A 17,051-nucleotide genomic window follows, 5' to 3' on the forward strand; every position below is an offset into this window, starting at 1 on the left:
GTGAGGTGCGGTCAGGGATGTGCGGTCAGGGGTGGGAAGTGAGTACTGGTGGGGCGAGGGTGACGATGTCGGAGTCGTTCCAGCCGACGGTGACGCGTGCGCCGCGCCCGTTGGTCGCCACGCGGTGCGCATCGTTCTGTTCGAGCACGACGACCCGCGTGCCGGCGTCGAGGTCGACGATGAGCTGGGTGCTGCTGCCGACATAGATCACCTCGGCGAGAACGCCGGCGGCCGTTCGATCGGCTGAAAGCGGCCGGTTCTCGGTGGTCACGCTGATCTTCTCCGGGCGCACCGAGTGCGTGCCAGCGCGACCGAGAATCGTCTGCGACACGGTGTCATCGAAAATGTTGGAGGTGCCCACGAACGCCGCGACGAACGGTGAAGCTGGGCGCTCGTAGATCTCGGCCGGGGTGCCGAGCTGTTCGATTTTGCCCTCGTTGAACACGGCGATGCGGTCGCTGAGCGTCAGGGCTTCCTGCTGGTCGTGGGTGACGAAGATGAACGTGATGCCGAGGTTGCGCTGCAATTCCTTGAGCTCGACCTGCATCTGCTCGCGCAGTTTGAGGTCGAGCGCGCCGAGTGGTTCGTCGAGCAGCAGCACCTTGGGCTGCACGACGGTAGCCCGGGCCAGGGCCACCCGCTGGCGCTGCCCGCCGGAGAGCTGGCTGGGCTTTCGATCGGCGAAACTGCCCAAACGCACGGTATCGAGGGCTTGCCGGGCCTGTTCGTGCCTGGCGCGCTTGGCGACGCCGCGCACCCGCAACCCGTAGGCCACGTTGTCGAGCACGCTCATGTGCGGAAACAACGCGTAGTCCTGAAACACCGTGTTCACGTCGCGGTCGAACGGCGCCCGGTCGGTGACGTCCTGCCCGAGCAGCGAAATCGTTCCGCTGGTCGGCTGCTCGAAACCGGCGATCAGGCGCAGAACGGTGGTCTTCCCCGACCCCGACGGGCCCAGCATGGAGAAGAATTCACCCTCGACAATGTCCAGTTCGACCCCGTCGACGGCGTTGACACTGCCGAAACACTTGGTCAGGCCGGTCAAGCGGATGGCGGGCTGCGCACCGGTCACGAGATCTCCTCACTCATTCAACGACTCCCTGCTCACTCACAGGCTAATCATATGGAGTTAGATGTCATAAATGTGCGCCGGGATGTTACGGTCGTGTCACAACCTGAAATGAGCCGCCGATGCCGCAGTCCATCCGAGCCGGATCGGGAACGCGCGCGGCCATTTTCGCCCCGCTTGACGGCGCTGGCCGGGCCGAGCTGGTGTTGCAGCGGCTGACCGATGCGATTGTGCTCGGGGTGCTGCACGACGGCGAACGCCTGCCGAGTGAGGCCGAGCTGGCCCGCCAGCTGGGCGTCGCCACGGTCACCGCCCGCGAAGCCCTGGAAATTCTGCGCCGGAACAAGCTCGTGCACACCAAGCGCGGCCGCGATGGCGGCAGTTTCGTCACGTTCGCCGGCCGGGGTGCGACCGACCTGCAGGATGAACGCCTGGTGGCTTGGTCCCGGGTGCAGGTTCGCGACCTGGGCGTGCATTACTCCGCGATCGCAGGTCTCGCTGCCGAGCTCGCCGCCGACCGGGCCAGCGCGGCCGATATCGAGAACCTCGAGCGTATCCTCGACCGCGCCGATGCCGGCACAGCGGATGCCGCGCGCCGCGGTCAGGGTACCTTCCGTCTCGAGGTGGCCGCGCTCAGCCAATCCGCCCGGCTCGTGCGCGAAGAATTGCGTCTGCAGGCCGAGTTCGGTTCCCTGCTCTGGCTCAGCCTGCGGGACGCGAGCCGCCGCGAACGCTGCCGCGCCGTGCAGCGCGCGACGGTCGCGGCGCTCATCGCCGAGGACGGCGCTCGCGCCCGACAGCTGACCGTGACGCAGATCATCGAGTCCATCGAGTGGCTGATCGAGGCGAAATCACTCCTGGAACTGAAGGGCAGGTCAACGATGACCGACAGCACAGCGACAGTGAGCACCACCGCGGTACTTCCCACGGGCGCACCCGCATGACGCCCGAAACGCTCACTCCCGAGCACGATGGGCCGCAGACCGCGGCCGGTTTTCCATCCGTTGCCGCCGTCTTCGACCCGGTCTTCGCTCGGCTGGAACACTGGGCAGATCTGGTGGAACGCTATGCCGCGCGGCCGGATCGTATCGCCGACCGGGCCGACCTGGATCCCCTGATGGAATCTCTGGTGCGCCGCGAGTTCACTAACTCCGAGGGGTGCGTCATCGGAGCCGGTTTTGTGTCCGCGCCGAACTTTCTGGGCTGGCACCTGGCCTGGTGGCTGGGCGGCCAGAACCCGGCCGTGTCGGGGCTGCCCGCCACCGGCATCCGCCATCTGGAAACGGTCGAAGACCCTCTCGATGAGAGTTTTCGGGACTACACCGCGCTGGAATGGTGGCGGGTTGCGGAACAGACGGGACGCCGACACATTACCGGCCCCTACGTCGACTACCTGTGCACGGATGAGTACACACTCACTCTGACGCTTCCGGTGTATCGAGCCGCCGAGCTGATCGGGGTCGTCGGCATCGACCTCTCGGTCGACGAGATCGAACGCGGCCTCATACCGCGCCTCGGCGCAGACGGCGTCTCGGTCACGGTCATCAACTCCAGTGGCCGGGTGGTGGTCTCGACCGACACTCACCTCGCGACCGGCGCGCTGCTGCGCCTGCCCGGTCTATCGGAACACCTCAACGACCAGTCCGGCGGGGCACCAGGCCTGCCGGCCGGTCATACGTTCCAGTGGTGCGGACAGACCGGACTGGCCATCGTGGCCGGGCCGGCGCCGAGCTAGCCGATCGAGGTGCCGAACACCAGCCCGAGCAGGTACGTGACGGCGGCCGCGCCGAGGCCGATGACGAGCTGCCGCAACGCTCGTTTCAGCGGCGGACCACCGGAGAGCAGCCCCACGACAGCCCCGGTGGCCAGCAGGGCCACGCCCACCAGTACAGTCGCGACGATGATGGCCGCGTAGCCGCTCAGGCCGAACAGGTAGGGCAGCACCGGCAGCAGTGCGCCGGAGGCGAAGAAGCAGAAGCTCGACAGGGCGGCGCCGGTGCCCGTTCCGATGGCCTCGTGCTCGTCGGGCTCCGGCGCCGCTTTGGTGACCGCGGCAATCGGTCCGGTTGCCGCGTACGCGGTGGCCAGCACGCCGCGGGCGTAGGTTTCAGCTTCCTCCTCGGACATGCCACGGGCGCGATAGACCAGGGTCAGCTCGTTGGCGGCGAGGTCGAGGTGGGAGAGCACGCTCTTGGCGGGAGCCGCGGGGCTGGATGCCTCGAGCAGTTCTCGCTGGGACCGCACCGAGACGTATTCGCCGGCCCCCATCGACAGCGCCCCGGCCAGCAGCCCGGCAATGCCGGTGAACAGAATGGTCGCGGCCGGCACACCGGTGGCGCCGATGCCGAGCACGAGGGCGAGGTTACTCACCAGCCCGTCGTTGACGCCGAACACGGCGGCCCGAAAGGTGCCGGAGAGGCGTTTGCGGCCGCGGGCGGCGAGACCGCGCACGACCTCTTCGTGCACGGTTTCGTCGGCGGCCATGGCGCTGGTCGCGTCGGCATCCGCTTGATAGGGCGAGCGTCCCTCGGCCCGCTGGGCGAGGGCCAGCACGAACACCGAACCGAACCGGCGGGCCAGCAGACCGAGAAATCGGGTGCGCAAAGCACCGCGCCGCGGTGAACCGACGTCGCTGCCGAGCAGGTTCCGCCAGTGTTCTTCGTGCCGGCCTTCGGCGTCGGCGAGGGCGAGCAGAATTTGCCGCTCTTCGCCGGCGCGACGATTGGCGAGGTCGCGGTAGACCGCGGCCTCGGCCTGTTCGTCGGCGAGGTATTGCCGCCACCGACGGATGTCGCGGGTCGACGGCGCGCGTCCGTCCTGCTCCGGAGCAATCACGTTCACGCCTCCGGCGCCGCTTCCAGGAAGCTCTGCGGAATGCGCGCGGAGTCGTGCGGACCCGATCCGTCGAGGCCGACGAACGGCTCCTCGAAGGCCACGACCCAGAACTTCTCGCGCTGCACGGTCGGTGCGTAGAGCCCGGAGCCCTCCGACTCCCCCGGCGCGACGATCACGCCGATCGGGTCGTCGATGAGGGAGTCGGGAAAGCGGGTGCGGTCGAGGTGCACCACGACCTGCACGCCCACTCCGAAAGCCTGAGTTGTCACCGGCTACTCGATTGCGGCGGCGCGTTCGAGCACGAGTTCGCGCACGCGCGCGGCATCCGCTTGCCCGCGCATGGCCTTCATAACGGCGCCGATGACGGCGCCGGCGGCCTGCACCTTGCCGTCACGAATCTTGGCGAGCACGTCGGGCTGGCCGAGCAGTGCGGCGTCGATCGCCACGATGAGCGCGCCGTCGTCGGAGACCACGGCCAGTCCCCGGCTTTCGACGACCTCGGCCGGGGTTCCTTCGCCGGCGATGACGCCCTCGAGCACCTGGCGGGCCAGGCGGTCGGTGAGGCTTCCGGCTTCGACCAGTGCGATGAGCGCGGCGAGCTGCACCGGCGTTACGAGCGAGTCGGCGGCGACGCCGGCCACGTTGGCGAGCCGGGCGATTTCGCCGGTCCACCACTTGCGCGCTGCCTGTGCGGATGCCCCGGCGGCGACGGTCGCCTCGACCGCGTCGAGCAGGTCGGAGTTCACGACGTCCTGGAACTCGAGGTTCACAAAACCCCAGGCCGCCTGCAAGCGCTTGCGACGGGCCGCGGGCGGTTCGGGCAGGGTCAGTCGCAGCTCTTCGACCCATTCGCGCGACGGTGCCATCGGCAGCAGGTCGGGCTCCGGAAAGTACCGGTAGTCGTCGGCGTCGCTCTTAGGCCGACCGGCGCTCGTGATTCCGGTGTCCTCGTGCCAGTGCCGGGTCTCCTGCGTAATGGTGCCTCCGCCGGAAAGCACGGCCGCCTGACGCTGGATTTCGTAGCGCACCGCGCGCTCGACGCTTCTCAGGGAGTTGACGTTCTTGGTCTCGGTGCGGGTGCCGAGCACGTTCGACCCGCGCGGGCGCAGGGAGACGTTGGCGTCGCAACGCACGTTGCCCTCTTCCATGCGAGCGTTGGAGACGCCGAGCGCCTTGGCGATCTCGCGGATGGCGGCGACGTAGGTCTTGCCGATCTCGGGGGCGTCGTGTTCGGCGCCCTCGATCATCTGGGTGACAATCTCGACCAGCGGCACACCGCCACGGTTATAGTCGACGAGCGAGTAGTCGGCGCCCTGGATGCGTCCGGTCGCGCCACCCATGTGGGTGAGCTTGCCGGCGTCGTCTTCCATGTGCGCACGTTCGATCTCGACGGTGACCAGGCGGCCGCTCTCGAGTTCGATCGTGATCGATCCGTCGTGGCAGATCGGGTCGTCGTACTGGCTGGTCTGAAAGTTCTTCGCCGTGTCGGGGTAGAAGTAGTTCTTGCGGGCGAACCGCGAGTGTTCGGCGATCTCACACCCCAAAGCCAGCCCCAAACGGATGCTGGATTCCAGCGCCTTCTTGTTCACCTGCGGCAGTCCGCCGGGCAGGCCGAGGCAGGTCGGGCAGGTGTTCGTGTTGGCGCCGGAGCCGAACTCGTTGGCGCAGCCGCAGAACATCTTGGTCTTGGTGTTGAGTTCGACGTGCACCTCGAAGCCGAGTACCGGCTCGAACAGTTCGAGTGCCTTATCGAAGTCCATCAATTCAGCCTTCATCAGACGGCTCCCTCTTCGCTGGCAAACATTTCGGTCGGGGTCAGGGCTGGAGCCTGGCTGAGCATGGTGTGCCCCCAGCTCGCTTCGAGCAGCTGCTCGATCGCGGCGCCGACGGTGTAGAGGCGGGCATCCGCTTTGGCGGGGGCCATGATCTGCAGGCCGACGGGCAGGCCGTCTTCGGGCGCGAGCCCGATCGGGATGCTCATTCCGGGCACACCAGCCAGGTTCGCCGGGATGGTGGTCACGTCGTTGATGTACATGGCCATCGGGTCGGCGAGCTTCTCACCAAACTTGAACGCCGTGGTTGGGGCGCTCGGCGACATCAGAACGTCGACCTGGCTGAACGCGGCGGCAAAGTCACGCTGAATGAGCGTGCGCACCTTCTGCGCGCTGCCATAGTACGCGTCGTAGTAACCGGCGCTCAGGGCGTAGGTGCCGAGGATGATACGGCGCTTGACTTCGGGACCGAAACCGGCTTCTCGGGTGGCGCTCATCACGTGCTCGCTCGTGAGCGAACCGCTTTCCGGGTTGACGCGGATGCCGAATCGCACCGAGTCGAAGCGGGCCAGGTTACTCGACGCTTCGGCGGGCAGAATCAGGTAATACGCCGCGACGGCATACTCGAAGTTCGGTGCGGAGACCTCGATGATCTCGGCGCCAGCGGCGACGAGCAGCGCGAGGGTTTCGTTGAAGCGCTGGGTGACGCCAGCCTGGAATCCGTCGCCGGAGAGTTCCTTGATGACGCCGATGCGCACGCCCGTGAGGGCGCCGTCCTTGAGACCGTCGCGCGCGGCGGCGGCCATCGACGGCCAGCTGTCGGTCAGCGAGGTGGAGTCGAGGGGGTCGTGGCCGCCGATGACGTCGTGCAGCAGGGCAGCGTCATAGACCGTGCGGGAGACCGGGCCGACCTGGTCGAGGCTGGAGGCCAGGGCGATCGCCCCGTAGCGGGAGACTCCGCCGTAGGTGGGCTTGACGCCGACCGAGCCGGTGACGGCGGCGGGCTGGCGGATGGATCCGCCGGTGTCGCTGCCGAGGGCGAGCGGCGCCTGGAAAGAAGCGACGGCCGCGGCCGAGCCGCCACCGGAGCCACCGGGGATACGGTCGCGGTCCCAGGGGTTGCGAGTAATTCCGTAGGCGGAGTGTTCGGTGGAGGACCCCATGGCAAATTCGTCCATGTTGGTCTTGCCGAGCGGCACGAGGCCGGCCGCACGCAGGCGGGCAACGACGGTCGCGTCGTAGGGCGGAACCCAGCCTTCAAGAATTTTCGACCCGGCGGTGGTGGGCATGTCTTGGGTGGCCAGCACGTCTTTGATCGCGATCGGAACCCCGGCGAGCGGGTTCAGCACCTCGCCGGCAGCGCGGCGGGCGTCAATCTGGGCAGCGGTCGCCAGGGCGGCCTCGCCCGCCACGTGCAGAAAGGCGTGCAGGTCGGTGTCGACGGCCGTGATGTGGTCGAGGTGCGCGCTGGTCGCTTCGACGGCGCTGACCTGCTTGCTGACCAGCAGCTCGCTGAGCGCTGCGGCGGAGAGCTTGGTGAGATAGGTCATGGTTACTCCTCGTCCAGAATGGCGGGCACGCGGAATTTGTCACCGGCGCGGTCGGGGGCGCCGGACAGGGCCTGCTCGACGGTCAGTGATGGCACGACGACGTCTTCACGGTAGACGTTGGTCAGCGGCATCGGGTGGCTCGTGGCCGGGGTGTCAGCGGTGGCTACCTCAGAGACCTTGGCGATCGAGTCGACGATCTGGCCGAGGTCGTGGGTGAGATTGGTGATCTCGAGGGGGCTGAGGTCGATCCGAGCAAGGTATGCCAAATGGGCAACCTGCTCGGCCGTGATTTCAGACATGGAACTCCAAACACTTGTGATCGATGAGTCAATTCTATTCGAACCCCACTGATCCCCCTTTGCGCGCCTCAGGCGAGCGGCGCGTCTGGCACGGGCGCAGCCGGCAGCCCGGCCGGGCCCTCGGTCACGAGAATGCGAAACTCCTCGGCGCCCAGAATGCGCAGGCCCAGTGCCTCGGCCTTGCCGAGCTTCGAGCCGGCGCCGGGACCGGCTGCAACGAAGTCGGTGTTCTTCGACACGCTCGAGGCGCTCTTGCCGCCGGCCGCGATGATCGCCTCCTGGGCGCCCTCCCGGGTGAAACCCTCGAGGGAGCCGGTAGCTACGACGGTGAGCCCGGCCAGCACTCCCCCGGCGGCCTCGGCCGCGCCCGGCCCTGGATGCCCCGGCGTGGCAAACTGCACGCCGGCCGCAGCCCACTGCGTCACGATATCAACGTGCCAGTCCACCAGAAACCAGGCCAGCACCGCATCGGCGATGATGCCGCCGACACCGTCGACCTCGGCGAGTTCCTCGCGGCTGGCGGCGCGAATGGCATCAAGACTGCCGAAATGGTTGGCCAGTGCGCGGGCGGCAACCGGCCCGACGTGACGGATGTTCAGGCTCACCAGGATTCGCCACAGCGGCTTGGTCTTGGCCTTCTCGATCTCGGCGACCAGCTTGAGCGCGCTCGACGATGGCTGCAGGCCGGTCAGGCCGGTCTTTTTCTCGGCCGGGGTCGGGTTACGCGAGAACGGCATGCGAATTTTCGCCGCCCCGTCGTCGTCTTCCTTGGGCAGCCCGGTTTCGGCGTCGCGCACGATCATCTGGATCGGCAGCAGGTCCGCCAGCTTGAGGTCGAACAGGCCCGCCTCGGTGGGCAGCGGCGGGTCGGCCGGCACAATCGGCTGGGTCAGCGCGGAGGCGGCAACCTCGCCGAGAACCTCGATGTCGAGACCACCGCGACTGCCGATGTGCTCGACCCGGCCGCGTACCTGGGCCGGGCAGCTGCGCGCGTTCGGGCAGCGCAAATCGATATCGCCCTCCTTCGCCGGGGCCAGCGGAGTGCCGCATTCCGGGCAGTTCAGGGGCATGACGAATTCGCGTTCGGTGCCGTCGCGCAGCTCGACGACCGGGCCGAGCACCTCGGGAATGACGTCGCCAGCCTTGCGCAGCACGATCGTGTCGCCGATCAGCACGCCCTTGGCCTTCACGACGTCCTGGTTGTGCAGGGTGGCCTGGCGCACCTCACTGCCGGCCACGAGCACCTTTTCCATCACGGCGAAAGGGGTCGCCCGGCCGGTGCGGCCGACACTGACGATAATGTCGAGCAGTTTCGTGTTGACCTGCTCTGGCGGGTACTTGTAGGCGATCGCCCAGCGTGGGGCCCGATTGGTGGCGCCGAGTTCGGCGTGCAGGGCCAGTTCGTCGATCTTGATGACGATGCCGTCGAGTTCGTGCACCACGCTGCCGCGGTGGGCTCCGTAGTACTCGATGAACTCGGCAGCCTCGGCAACCGACTCGACCACCTTGAAGTAGCTGCTGGTCGGCAGTCCCCACCGGTCGAGCAGGCCGTAGACCTCGGATTGCGTGCTGACGGGCGGGTTCTCCCAGGCACCGATGCCGTGCACGAGCATGCGCAGCCGCCCCAGGCGGGCCTTCATGAGGCGCAGTTGGTCGGTGTTCTTGCCGGCCGCCTTCTGGCGCAGCGACCCGGCCGCCGCGTTGCGGGCATTCGCGAACACTCGCTCGCCCGCTGCGGACTGTGCGGCATTCAGCTCGTCGAAGGCGGCAGTGGGAAAGAACACCTCGCCACGCACCTCCATCAACGACGGATGCCCGGTGCCGGCCAGGCGAGACGGGATGCCGGGCACAAGGTCTATGTTCTCGGTGACGTCTTCGCCGACGACCCCGTCACCGCGGGTGGCCGCGGAGACGAGCACTCCATCGGCGTAGCGCAGATTGATCGCGAGGCCGTCGATCTTGAGCTCGCACAGATAGTGCACCGCGCGGCCCGAATTCTCAGCGGCCTTGCGCGCCCAGGCGTCGAACTCGTCGAGGGAGAAGACGTTGTCGAGGCTGAGCATCCGTTCGGCGTGGGTGACCGGGTCGAACAGTGTGACCTCGGCGCGGCCTCCGACGGTCTGAGTGGGGCTGTCTTGGCTCTGCAGCTCGGGGTGCAGCCGCTCCAGCTCGCCGAGGCGCCGCACGAGCAGGTCGTAGTCGGCGTCGGAGATGACGACCGTGTCCTGCCCGTAGTAGGCGTCCCGGGCGGCGAGTACGCGGGTGGTGATGTCGGCAGCCTCGGCGGCTGCGGCGACGAGGTCGTCAGGGGTGGTGTCGACGACGGACTCAGACATTGACCGGGACGGGGCTGGCCGAAGCGGTAGGTGCTGAGACGGAACTGCCTGATGAAATCGGTACGGCGCTGACCGTGCGATCGATGGTGCATTGGCCGAGTACCCGGGTGCCGACGTAGACGACGGCGGTCTGCCCGGGGGCGACGCCGGCGAGCGGCTGGTTCGGAATGATGCGCAATTCGACCGTGCCGTCGACGCCGGTGACGGCGGCGGTTGAAACGACCTGGGCTACGGCAGGTTCCGGGTCGGCGTGGGCGCGAATCTGCACATGACAGGCGAATTCCACCTCTGGATGCTCGGGGGCGAGCCCGGCCCAGGTGTACTTGTTGCCGGCGATCTCCTTGATGGCGAGCGCCTCCTTCGGACCGACGACGACCGTGTTGGTGATCGGGCGCACCTCGAGCACGAAGCGCGGCTTGCCGTCGGCGGCCGGAGTGCCAATGGAGAGGCCCTTGCGCTGGCCGACCGTAAACGCGACGGCGCCGTCGTGCTGCCCGAGGGTGTTGCCCTCCCGGTCGAGGATGTCGCCGGTTACCGGGGCGACGCGTTCGCCGAGCCAGCCCTTGGTGTCGCCGTCTGGAATAAAGCAGATGTCGTAGGAGTCGGGCTTGTTCGCCACCGAGAAGCCGCGTTCGGCCGCTTCTTTGCGCACCTCGGCCTTGGTCGGCGTGGCGCCGAGCGGAAACATGGAGTGGTTAATCTGGTCAGCGGTGAGCACGCCGAGCACGTAGGACTGGTCTTTAGCCCAGGCGGCCGCGCGGTGCAGCTCCTTGTTGCCATCGGCATCCGTCAGAATGCTCGCGTAGTGGCCGGTGCAGACGGCGTCGAAGCCGAGGGCCATGGCCTTTTCGAGCAGGGCGGCAAATTTGATCTTTTCGTTGCAGCGCATGCACGGGTTCGGGGTACGGCCGGCGGCGTATTCGGCGATAAAGTCGTCGACGACGTCGAGCTTGAACCGTTCGGAGAAGTCCCAGACGTAGTAGGGGATGCCCATGATGTTGGCGGCGCGCTGGGCATCCATCGAGTCTTCGACGGTACAACAGCCGCGACTGCCGGTGCGCAACGTGCCCGGCATTCGGCTCAGTGCGAGATGCACGCCGACCACCTCGTGCCCCGCTTCGACCGCGCGCGCGGCTGCGACGGCGGAATCAACACCGCCACTCATTGCTGCTAAAACCTTCACCCAACGAGTGTACGCGGAGTATCTGACACGGCCAAGATCAGCGCCCGGGCACCCGATCGGCCATTCCGGCCCGGAGCGCCTGGGCGTGCGCGGTCGGCAACGCCGCGAGCAGCGCGTCGACGTCGGCATCGGTCGACGTGTGGCCGAGGGTGATCCGCAGGGCACCGCGGGATTCGATCTCGTTGCGCCCCATCGCCCGCAGCACGTGCGAGGGTTCGGGCACCCCGGCCTGGCAGGCCGACCCGGTCGACACCGACACCCCGGCGGCGTCGAGCAGAAACAGCAGCGAGTCGCCCTCGCAGCCGGCAAAACTGAAGTGCGCGTTACCCGGCAGCCGAATGATCGGGTCGCCGTTGAGCACAGCATCGGGTGCGACCCGCGCCACGCCTGCGATCACCCTGTCGCGCAGGGCTGCCAGGCGCGCGGTTTCGCCGCCGGCAGCCGCAGACAGCTCAGCCGACAGAGCGGATGCCGCCACCGCGAACGACACCGCTGCCGCGACATCCTGCGTGCCGCTGCGCACCTTGCGCTGCTGTCCGCCACCGTGGATGAGCGGTTCGACGGTGGTGGCGCGACCGAGCACGAGAGCGCCGATACCGACCGGTCCGCCGACCTTGTGCGCCGAAACGCTCAACGCCGAAACGCCGACGGCAGCCAAAGCGCGAAAATCCACCGGGATATAGCCGTACGCCGCAACGGCGTCGACGTGCACCGGAATGCCGTGCACCGCGGCGAGCGCCGCCACCTCGGCGACGGGTTCGATGGTGCCGACCTCATTGTTGGCCATGATCACGCTGACCAGCGCAATATCAAGCGGGTCCCGGGCAATAGCCGCCTTGAGCGCGGCGAGGTCGACGCGGCCCTGGTCGTCGAGCGGAATCCACTCGATCACGGCCCCGTCATGCTCGGCGAGCCACTCGACGGTGTCGAGGGTGGCGTGGTGTTCGCCGCCGGGCACCAGAATGCGCCGGCGCGGGGCGCGCGCCCAGTACAGCCCCTTGATTCCGAGGTTGATGGCCTCGGTGCCGCTGCCGGTGAAAACAACCTCGATCGGGTCGCAGCCGAGGCTGGCGGCCACGATTTCGCGCGACTCTTCGAGCATCCGCTTGGCATTCTGCCCCTGGCTGTGCACCGAAGCGGGGTTACCGACGACACCCATCGCTTCGGCATAGGCGGCAATAGCGGCGGGGAGCATGGGCGTGGTCGCCGCATGGTCCAAATAGACAACCATGCCGCCTATTTTACGCCCCCAAATTTTACGCACCCCAAATTTACCGTCGAGCGGATGCCGGTGGTCGTCAGCTTCCCGCACACTGATTATTCTTGAACCCATGAGTTCCACCGATCCCCTGCGCAACCTCGGTGTGCGACTAACCAGCGCCGGCGGCGAACTACGGGTGTGGGCCGAACACGCCGACGCCATGGACCTGTGTCTGTTCGACGACACCGACCCGAACTGGATCGTCAAGAGCGTGCCGATGACCAAGGACGTGCACGGCGTGTGGTCCGGCAAATCGCGCACGCTGTCCCCTGGGCGCCGCTACGGTATCCGCGTCTCCGGCCCGGCCAGCTCGAAGAACTCGTTTCACCCGGAGAAAACCCTGATCGAACCGTATTCTCGTGGTCTGGTGCGGGTCGGGGCCGGACTTTGGCAGTCCTCGGTGGTCGATGACTATTTCGACTGGAACGGCTCCACAAAACCGAAAGTCGCCCTCGACCACACGGTGGTCTATGAGGCGCACGTGCGCGGCGTCAGCCGGCTCAACCCGCTGGTGCCGGCCGTCCTGCGCGGCACCTATGCCGGGCTCGCCCACGAATCGACCATCGCCTACCTAAAAGACCTCGGCGTGACCGCGGTCGAGCTGTTGCCGGTGCAGGCGTTCGTGTCGGAGCAGCGTCTCATCAAACAGGGCCTAATCAACTACTGGGGTTACAACACCCTCAACTTTTTTTCGCCGCACGCCGACTACGCCACCCAGGCAGCGCAGTCGGCCGGTCCGGCCGCTGTGCTGCGCGAGTTCAAGGGCATGGTCAAGCTGCTGCACGAGGCCGGGCTCGAAGTCATCTTGGACGTGGTCTACAACCACACCGCCGAGGAGGGTCGCAACGGCCCGGTCACGAGCCTGCGCGGCATCGACAACGCGGCCTACTACCGCCAGGACGAATCCGGCGCGTACATCGACGTGACCGGGTGCGGCAACACGGTCAATTTCAGCCACGACGTGCCGAAGCGCCTCGTGCTCGATTCGCTGCGCTACTGGGCCAACGAGGTGCAGGTCGACGGGTTCCGCTTCGACCTGGCCGCTACGCTCGGCCGGGACGCCGGCGTGGTCTACGACCCGCAGCATCCGCTGCTCACCGAGATTCGCGACGACCCGGAGCTGGCGGGTGTCAAACTCATCGCCGAACCGTGGGATGTCGGGCAGGGCGGCTGGCAGACCGGCAATTTTCCGCCCGGGTGGACAGAGTGGAACGACCGCTACCGCGACCGGATGCGCGACTTCTGGCTCTCCGACATGAAGAGTCTGCGTCTGACCGGCTCGGCCGGCAGCGGAATCGGACGCTTTGCGACCCGCGTCGCCGGGTCGTCGAACACCTTCTCTGAGGCTCGCAGCCCGCTCGCCTCGCTCAACTTCATCACCGCGCACGACGGGTTCACCCTCGCCGATCTCACCGCCTACGATACGAAGCACAACCTCGGCAACGGCGAATCGAACCGTGACGGCACCGACAACAACAGCTCCTATAACCACGGCGTCGAGGGTCCGACCCGCGACGTGGCCATTCTGGCCACCAGGCGGAAGGCCATGCGCAACCTGCTCGGCACACTACTGCTCTCGGCCGGCATTCCCATGCTGACCGCCGGCGACGAGTTCGGCCGCAGCCAACGCGGCAACAACAACGCCTACTGCCAGGACAGCGAGCTGACCTGGCTCAACTGGGACTTCGACGACTGGCAGCAGGACCTGCACCGGGTCACCCGCCGCCTTCTGCAGTTGCGCCGAGAAAACCCGGCCCTGCGCCCCGTGCACTTCGGTCGGTTCGGCGAGACGACGCCGAGCGCCAGCCAGCTGGACTGGTACAACATCGCCGGCGAAGCGCTCACCGGGGAGGCCTGGAACTCGCCGACCGAGCGCACCCTGCAGTACATGGCAGCGTCCACCCCCGAACACGAAGCCTTCAACCGCATTTTGCTCGTGGTGAACGCCCGCGAGCAGGACGAGACGGTCACCCTGCCAGCGCACGAGGGAGTGGATGCCTACACACTGCTCTGGGATTCCGGTCACGACGACCTGCGCGACTCGGTGATCGAGCACGCGCCCGGCACTGCCCTGTTCGTGTCCGGTGCGTCGATGCAGCTGATGCGGGCGCACGGGGCGTTCGTTCCGCGCCGCACGCCGCGCGTCTGACCGGCTAGTTCGCGACGGCGACCAGACCCATTTCGGCCGGGCTGATCAGCAGGTCATTGCGGGGAACGACACGCACGGTATACCCGAAGGCTCCGGCCCGGTCGAGTTCGACCGTTCCGGTGAACAGGGTGGCGCCGCCGGTCGATGCTTCTTTCAGCGGTGCCGGTTCGAGCGCCTGAATGGCCACGTCGCGCAGCTCGTCGGTGCCCAGGCTCTTGCCGTAGACGACCTCGACGGTCACGTCCTCTGCCGCCAGTCCGCCGAGCTGCACGTGTGCGCGCAGGTGCAGGTCGTCGCCCACTTCGGGCACCGACGAGACACCGCCCGATTCCACGTGGGTTACCGCGACCTGCGGCCAGGCCGACACGATCCGGCCCTTCCACGCGGCCAGTTCGCGGGCCGCGCGGTAGTTGTTGGCCGACATCAGCCCTTCGTAGTGTCCGGCCGGGCGATACAGCCGCTGCACGTACTCGCTGACCATACGGTCGGCGGACAGTGCCGGCGAGAGGGTGGCGAGGGTGTGCCGAATATTCGAGACCCACCGTTCGGGCACGTCATCGGCGTTCCGTTCGTAGAACGTCGGGGCGACCTGATGCTCGATCAGGTCGTAGAGCGCTTCGGCTTCGAGCCGGTCGCGTTCAGCGGAGTCGCCGGCCGAATCGGCCGACGGAATCGCCCAGCCGTTCTTGCCGTCATAGTATTCGGGCCACCAGCCGTCGAGGATCGACAGATTGAGGGCACCGTTGAGGGCAGCCTTCATGCCGCTCGTTCCGCAGGCCTCGAGCGGACGGAGCGGATTGTTGAGCCAAACATCCGTTCCCGGGTACATCAGCTGGGCCATGGCGATGTTGTAGTCGGGCAGAAAAGCGATGCGCGTGCGCAGGGCCGGGTCGGCCGCGAACTGCACGATCTTCTGGATCAGGCGTTTGCCCTCTTCGTCGGCGGGGTGTGACTTGCCGGCGATGACGATCTGAATCGGATGCTCCGGGTGCAGCAGCAGGGCGCGCAAACGTTCAGGGTCGTGCAACATCAGGGTGAGCCGCTTGTAGGTGGGAACACGGCGGGCGAACCCGATGGTCAGCACATTCGGGTCGAAGACACGATTGATCCAGGTCGGGGGGATGCCGCCTGGGTTCTGGTCGCGCCAGGCGTTCAGCAGTCGGCGGCGGGCATCCTCCACGAATTGCAGGCGCATCTGACCGCGCACCGACCACAGGTCCTGGTTGGAGACATCTGCCGAGGCCCAGTTGGCCGTCGTGGTGTCGCTCGTGCCGAGCTTAGTGTGGGCGAGGCTCTTCAGCGCCGGGTCGGTCCAGCTCTGCGCGTGCACGCCATTCGTGATCGACGTGATCGGAACATCCGCTGAATCAAAGCCAGGCCACAGGCCGTTGAACATGCGTCGGCTGACCTCGCCGTGCAGGGTCGAGACACCGTTGGCGTGCTGGCCGAGCCGCAGGCCCATGATGGCCATGTTGAACACGTCGTTGGAACCGCCGGCGTAGCTCTCAGCGCCGAGCGCGAGCAGATCTTCCACATCGACGCCGGGCAGCAGGTCGGTGCCGAAGTAGCGTCGCACGAGCGACCGCTCGAAGCGGTCGATGCCGGCGGCGACCGGAGTGTGGGTGGTGAAAACGGTGCCGGCGCGGGCCACCTGCAGAGCTTCCTGAAAGCTGAGGCCCTCGCCGATCAGGCTGGAGATGCGCTCGAGGCCGAGGAAACCGGCGTGACCCTCGTTGGTGTGGAACACTTCGGGCTCCGGCAGTCCGTGCAGCGAGCTCCACAGTTTCACCGCGCGAGCACCGCCGATGCCCAGCAGCAGTTCCTGCAGCAGGCGGTGTTCGCCGCCGCCGCCATACAGGCGGTCGGTGACCAGGCGCAGGTCGTCGGCGTTCTCCGGAATGTCGGCGTCGAGCAACAGCAAACGCACTCGGCCCACCTTGGCCTGCCAGATCCGGGCATGCAGGGTGCGGTCGTCGGGCAGCGCGAGCGACACCTGTACGGCAGAGCCGTCGGCCCGGCGCAGCACGGCGAGCGGAAGCCCGTCGGGGTCGAGCAGCGGATAGCTTTCCATCTGCCAGCCGTCAGGAGAGATGGCCTGGCTGAAGTAGCCGGCACGATAGAACAGGCCGACGCCAACCAAAGGCAGGCCAAGGTCCGAAGCGCTCTTCAGGTGGTCACCGGCGAGAATGCCGAGGCCCCCCGAATACTGCGGCAGGGCAGCGGCGATGCCGAACTCCGGTGAGAAGTAGGCGATGGCAGCCGGCTTCTCGCCCTCGAGCCCCTGGTACCAGCGTGGCTGCTCGAGATAGTCGCGCAGCCCGTCGCGGGTGGCGTTGACCTCGGCGACGTAGTCGTGATCCTGCGCGAGATCGTCGAGGCGACGCGGGTCGACGGCACCGAGCAGCGCGACCGGGTCGGTGCCGATCTCGCGCCAGAGCTCGGGGGCAATGTGCTCGAATAGTTGCCGCGTGGGCTCATGCCACGACCAGCGGAGATTGCCGGCGAGCTCCTCCAGGGCAGCGAGCGGCTCGGGGAGAACGGCACGGACGGTAAATTTGCGGATGGCCTTCACGAGGTCAACCTTAGGGGTGCCACGT

Annotated in this window: 13 protein-coding genes; 3 read left to right on the forward strand and 10 right to left on the reverse strand. The window is 67.3% G+C overall.

Annotated elements, in window-relative coordinates; all coding sequences use genetic code 11:
* Positions 1-25: 25 nt before the first annotated feature.
* Positions 26-1,072, reverse strand: a complete 1,047-nt coding sequence (locus E3T29_RS04620; protein WP_134344277.1) for an ABC transporter ATP-binding protein — start codon at positions 1,070-1,072, stop codon at positions 26-28.
* A gap of 119 nt (positions 1,073-1,191) precedes the next feature.
* On the opposite strand from E3T29_RS04620, the gene E3T29_RS04625 reads away from it, so the two are divergent.
* Together E3T29_RS04625 and E3T29_RS04630 are read left to right on the forward strand one after the other, a co-directional pair.
* Positions 1,192-2,013, forward strand: coding sequence for a FadR/GntR family transcriptional regulator (locus tag E3T29_RS04625; RefSeq protein ID WP_134344279.1), 822 nt, complete (start codon positions 1,192-1,194; stop codon positions 2,011-2,013).
* Positions 2,010-2,804 (forward strand): cache domain-containing protein, encoded by a 795-nt coding sequence (locus E3T29_RS04630; protein ID WP_134344280.1) that lies wholly within the window; start codon positions 2,010-2,012, stop codon positions 2,802-2,804. The genes E3T29_RS04625 and E3T29_RS04630 overlap by 4 nt, the downstream gene beginning before the upstream one ends.
* On the opposite strand, the gene E3T29_RS04635 is transcribed toward E3T29_RS04630, so the two are convergent.
* The 8 genes from E3T29_RS04635 to E3T29_RS04670 all read right to left on the reverse strand — a co-directional run bounded on the left by E3T29_RS04635 (position 2,801) and on the right by E3T29_RS04670 (position 12,275).
* Positions 2,801-3,910, reverse strand: coding sequence for a VIT1/CCC1 transporter family protein (locus E3T29_RS04635; RefSeq protein WP_241987635.1), 1,110 nt, complete (start codon positions 3,908-3,910; stop codon positions 2,801-2,803). The two genes, E3T29_RS04630 and E3T29_RS04635, sit on opposite strands and share 4 nt — an antisense overlap.
* Positions 3,907-4,173: a hypothetical protein gene (locus E3T29_RS04640; RefSeq protein ID WP_134344282.1), complete on the reverse strand. Its 267-nt coding sequence runs from the start codon at positions 4,171-4,173 to the stop codon at positions 3,907-3,909. Before E3T29_RS04640 ends, E3T29_RS04635 begins: the two co-directional genes overlap by 4 nt.
* Before the next feature lie 3 nt (positions 4,174-4,176).
* Positions 4,177-5,682 carry an Asp-tRNA(Asn)/Glu-tRNA(Gln) amidotransferase subunit GatB gene (gene gatB / locus E3T29_RS04645; RefSeq protein WP_134344284.1) on the reverse strand — a complete coding sequence of 502 codons (1,506 nt, stop codon included), beginning with the start codon at positions 5,680-5,682 and terminating at the stop codon, positions 4,177-4,179.
* Entirely contained in the window at positions 5,679-7,226 is a 1,548-nt protein-coding gene (gene gatA, locus E3T29_RS04650; protein ID WP_134344286.1) for an Asp-tRNA(Asn)/Glu-tRNA(Gln) amidotransferase subunit GatA, read from the reverse strand. Before gatA ends, gatB begins: the two co-directional genes overlap by 4 nt.
* Positions 7,227-7,228: 2 nt before the next feature.
* A complete protein-coding gene (gatC, locus tag E3T29_RS04655; protein ID WP_092341157.1) occupies positions 7,229-7,525 on the reverse strand; it encodes an Asp-tRNA(Asn)/Glu-tRNA(Gln) amidotransferase subunit GatC in 297 nt (98 codons plus the stop codon).
* 68 nt (positions 7,526-7,593) lie between these two features.
* Entirely contained in the window at positions 7,594-9,861 is a 2,268-nt protein-coding gene (gene ligA / locus E3T29_RS04660; protein ID WP_134344287.1) for an NAD-dependent DNA ligase LigA, read from the reverse strand.
* Positions 9,854-11,044 (reverse strand): tRNA 2-thiouridine(34) synthase MnmA, encoded by a 1,191-nt coding sequence (gene mnmA / locus E3T29_RS04665; RefSeq protein ID WP_194088703.1) that lies wholly within the window; start codon positions 11,042-11,044, stop codon positions 9,854-9,856. Before mnmA ends, ligA begins: the two co-directional genes overlap by 8 nt.
* Positions 11,045-11,081: 37 nt before the next feature.
* Positions 11,082-12,275, reverse strand: coding sequence for a cysteine desulfurase family protein (locus E3T29_RS04670; RefSeq protein WP_134344289.1), 1,194 nt, complete (start codon positions 12,273-12,275; stop codon positions 11,082-11,084).
* Between the two features lie 100 nt (positions 12,276-12,375).
* On the opposite strand from E3T29_RS04670, the gene glgX reads away from it, so the two are divergent.
* Positions 12,376-14,454 carry a glycogen debranching protein GlgX gene (gene glgX / locus E3T29_RS04675; RefSeq protein WP_134344291.1) on the forward strand — a complete coding sequence of 693 codons (2,079 nt, stop codon included), beginning with the start codon at positions 12,376-12,378 and terminating at the stop codon, positions 14,452-14,454.
* A gap of 4 nt (positions 14,455-14,458) precedes the next feature.
* On the opposite strand, the gene glgP is transcribed toward glgX, so the two are convergent.
* Complete coding sequence (gene glgP, locus E3T29_RS04680; protein ID WP_134344292.1) at positions 14,459-17,026, reverse strand: alpha-glucan family phosphorylase; 2,568 nt, start codon at positions 17,024-17,026, stop codon at positions 14,459-14,461.
* Positions 17,027-17,051 lie beyond the last annotated feature (25 nt).

It is taken from the genome of Cryobacterium sp. TMT1-66-1 (assembly GCF_004403435.1).
Taxonomy (GTDB): domain Bacteria; phylum Actinomycetota; class Actinomycetes; order Actinomycetales; family Microbacteriaceae; genus Cryobacterium; species Cryobacterium flavum.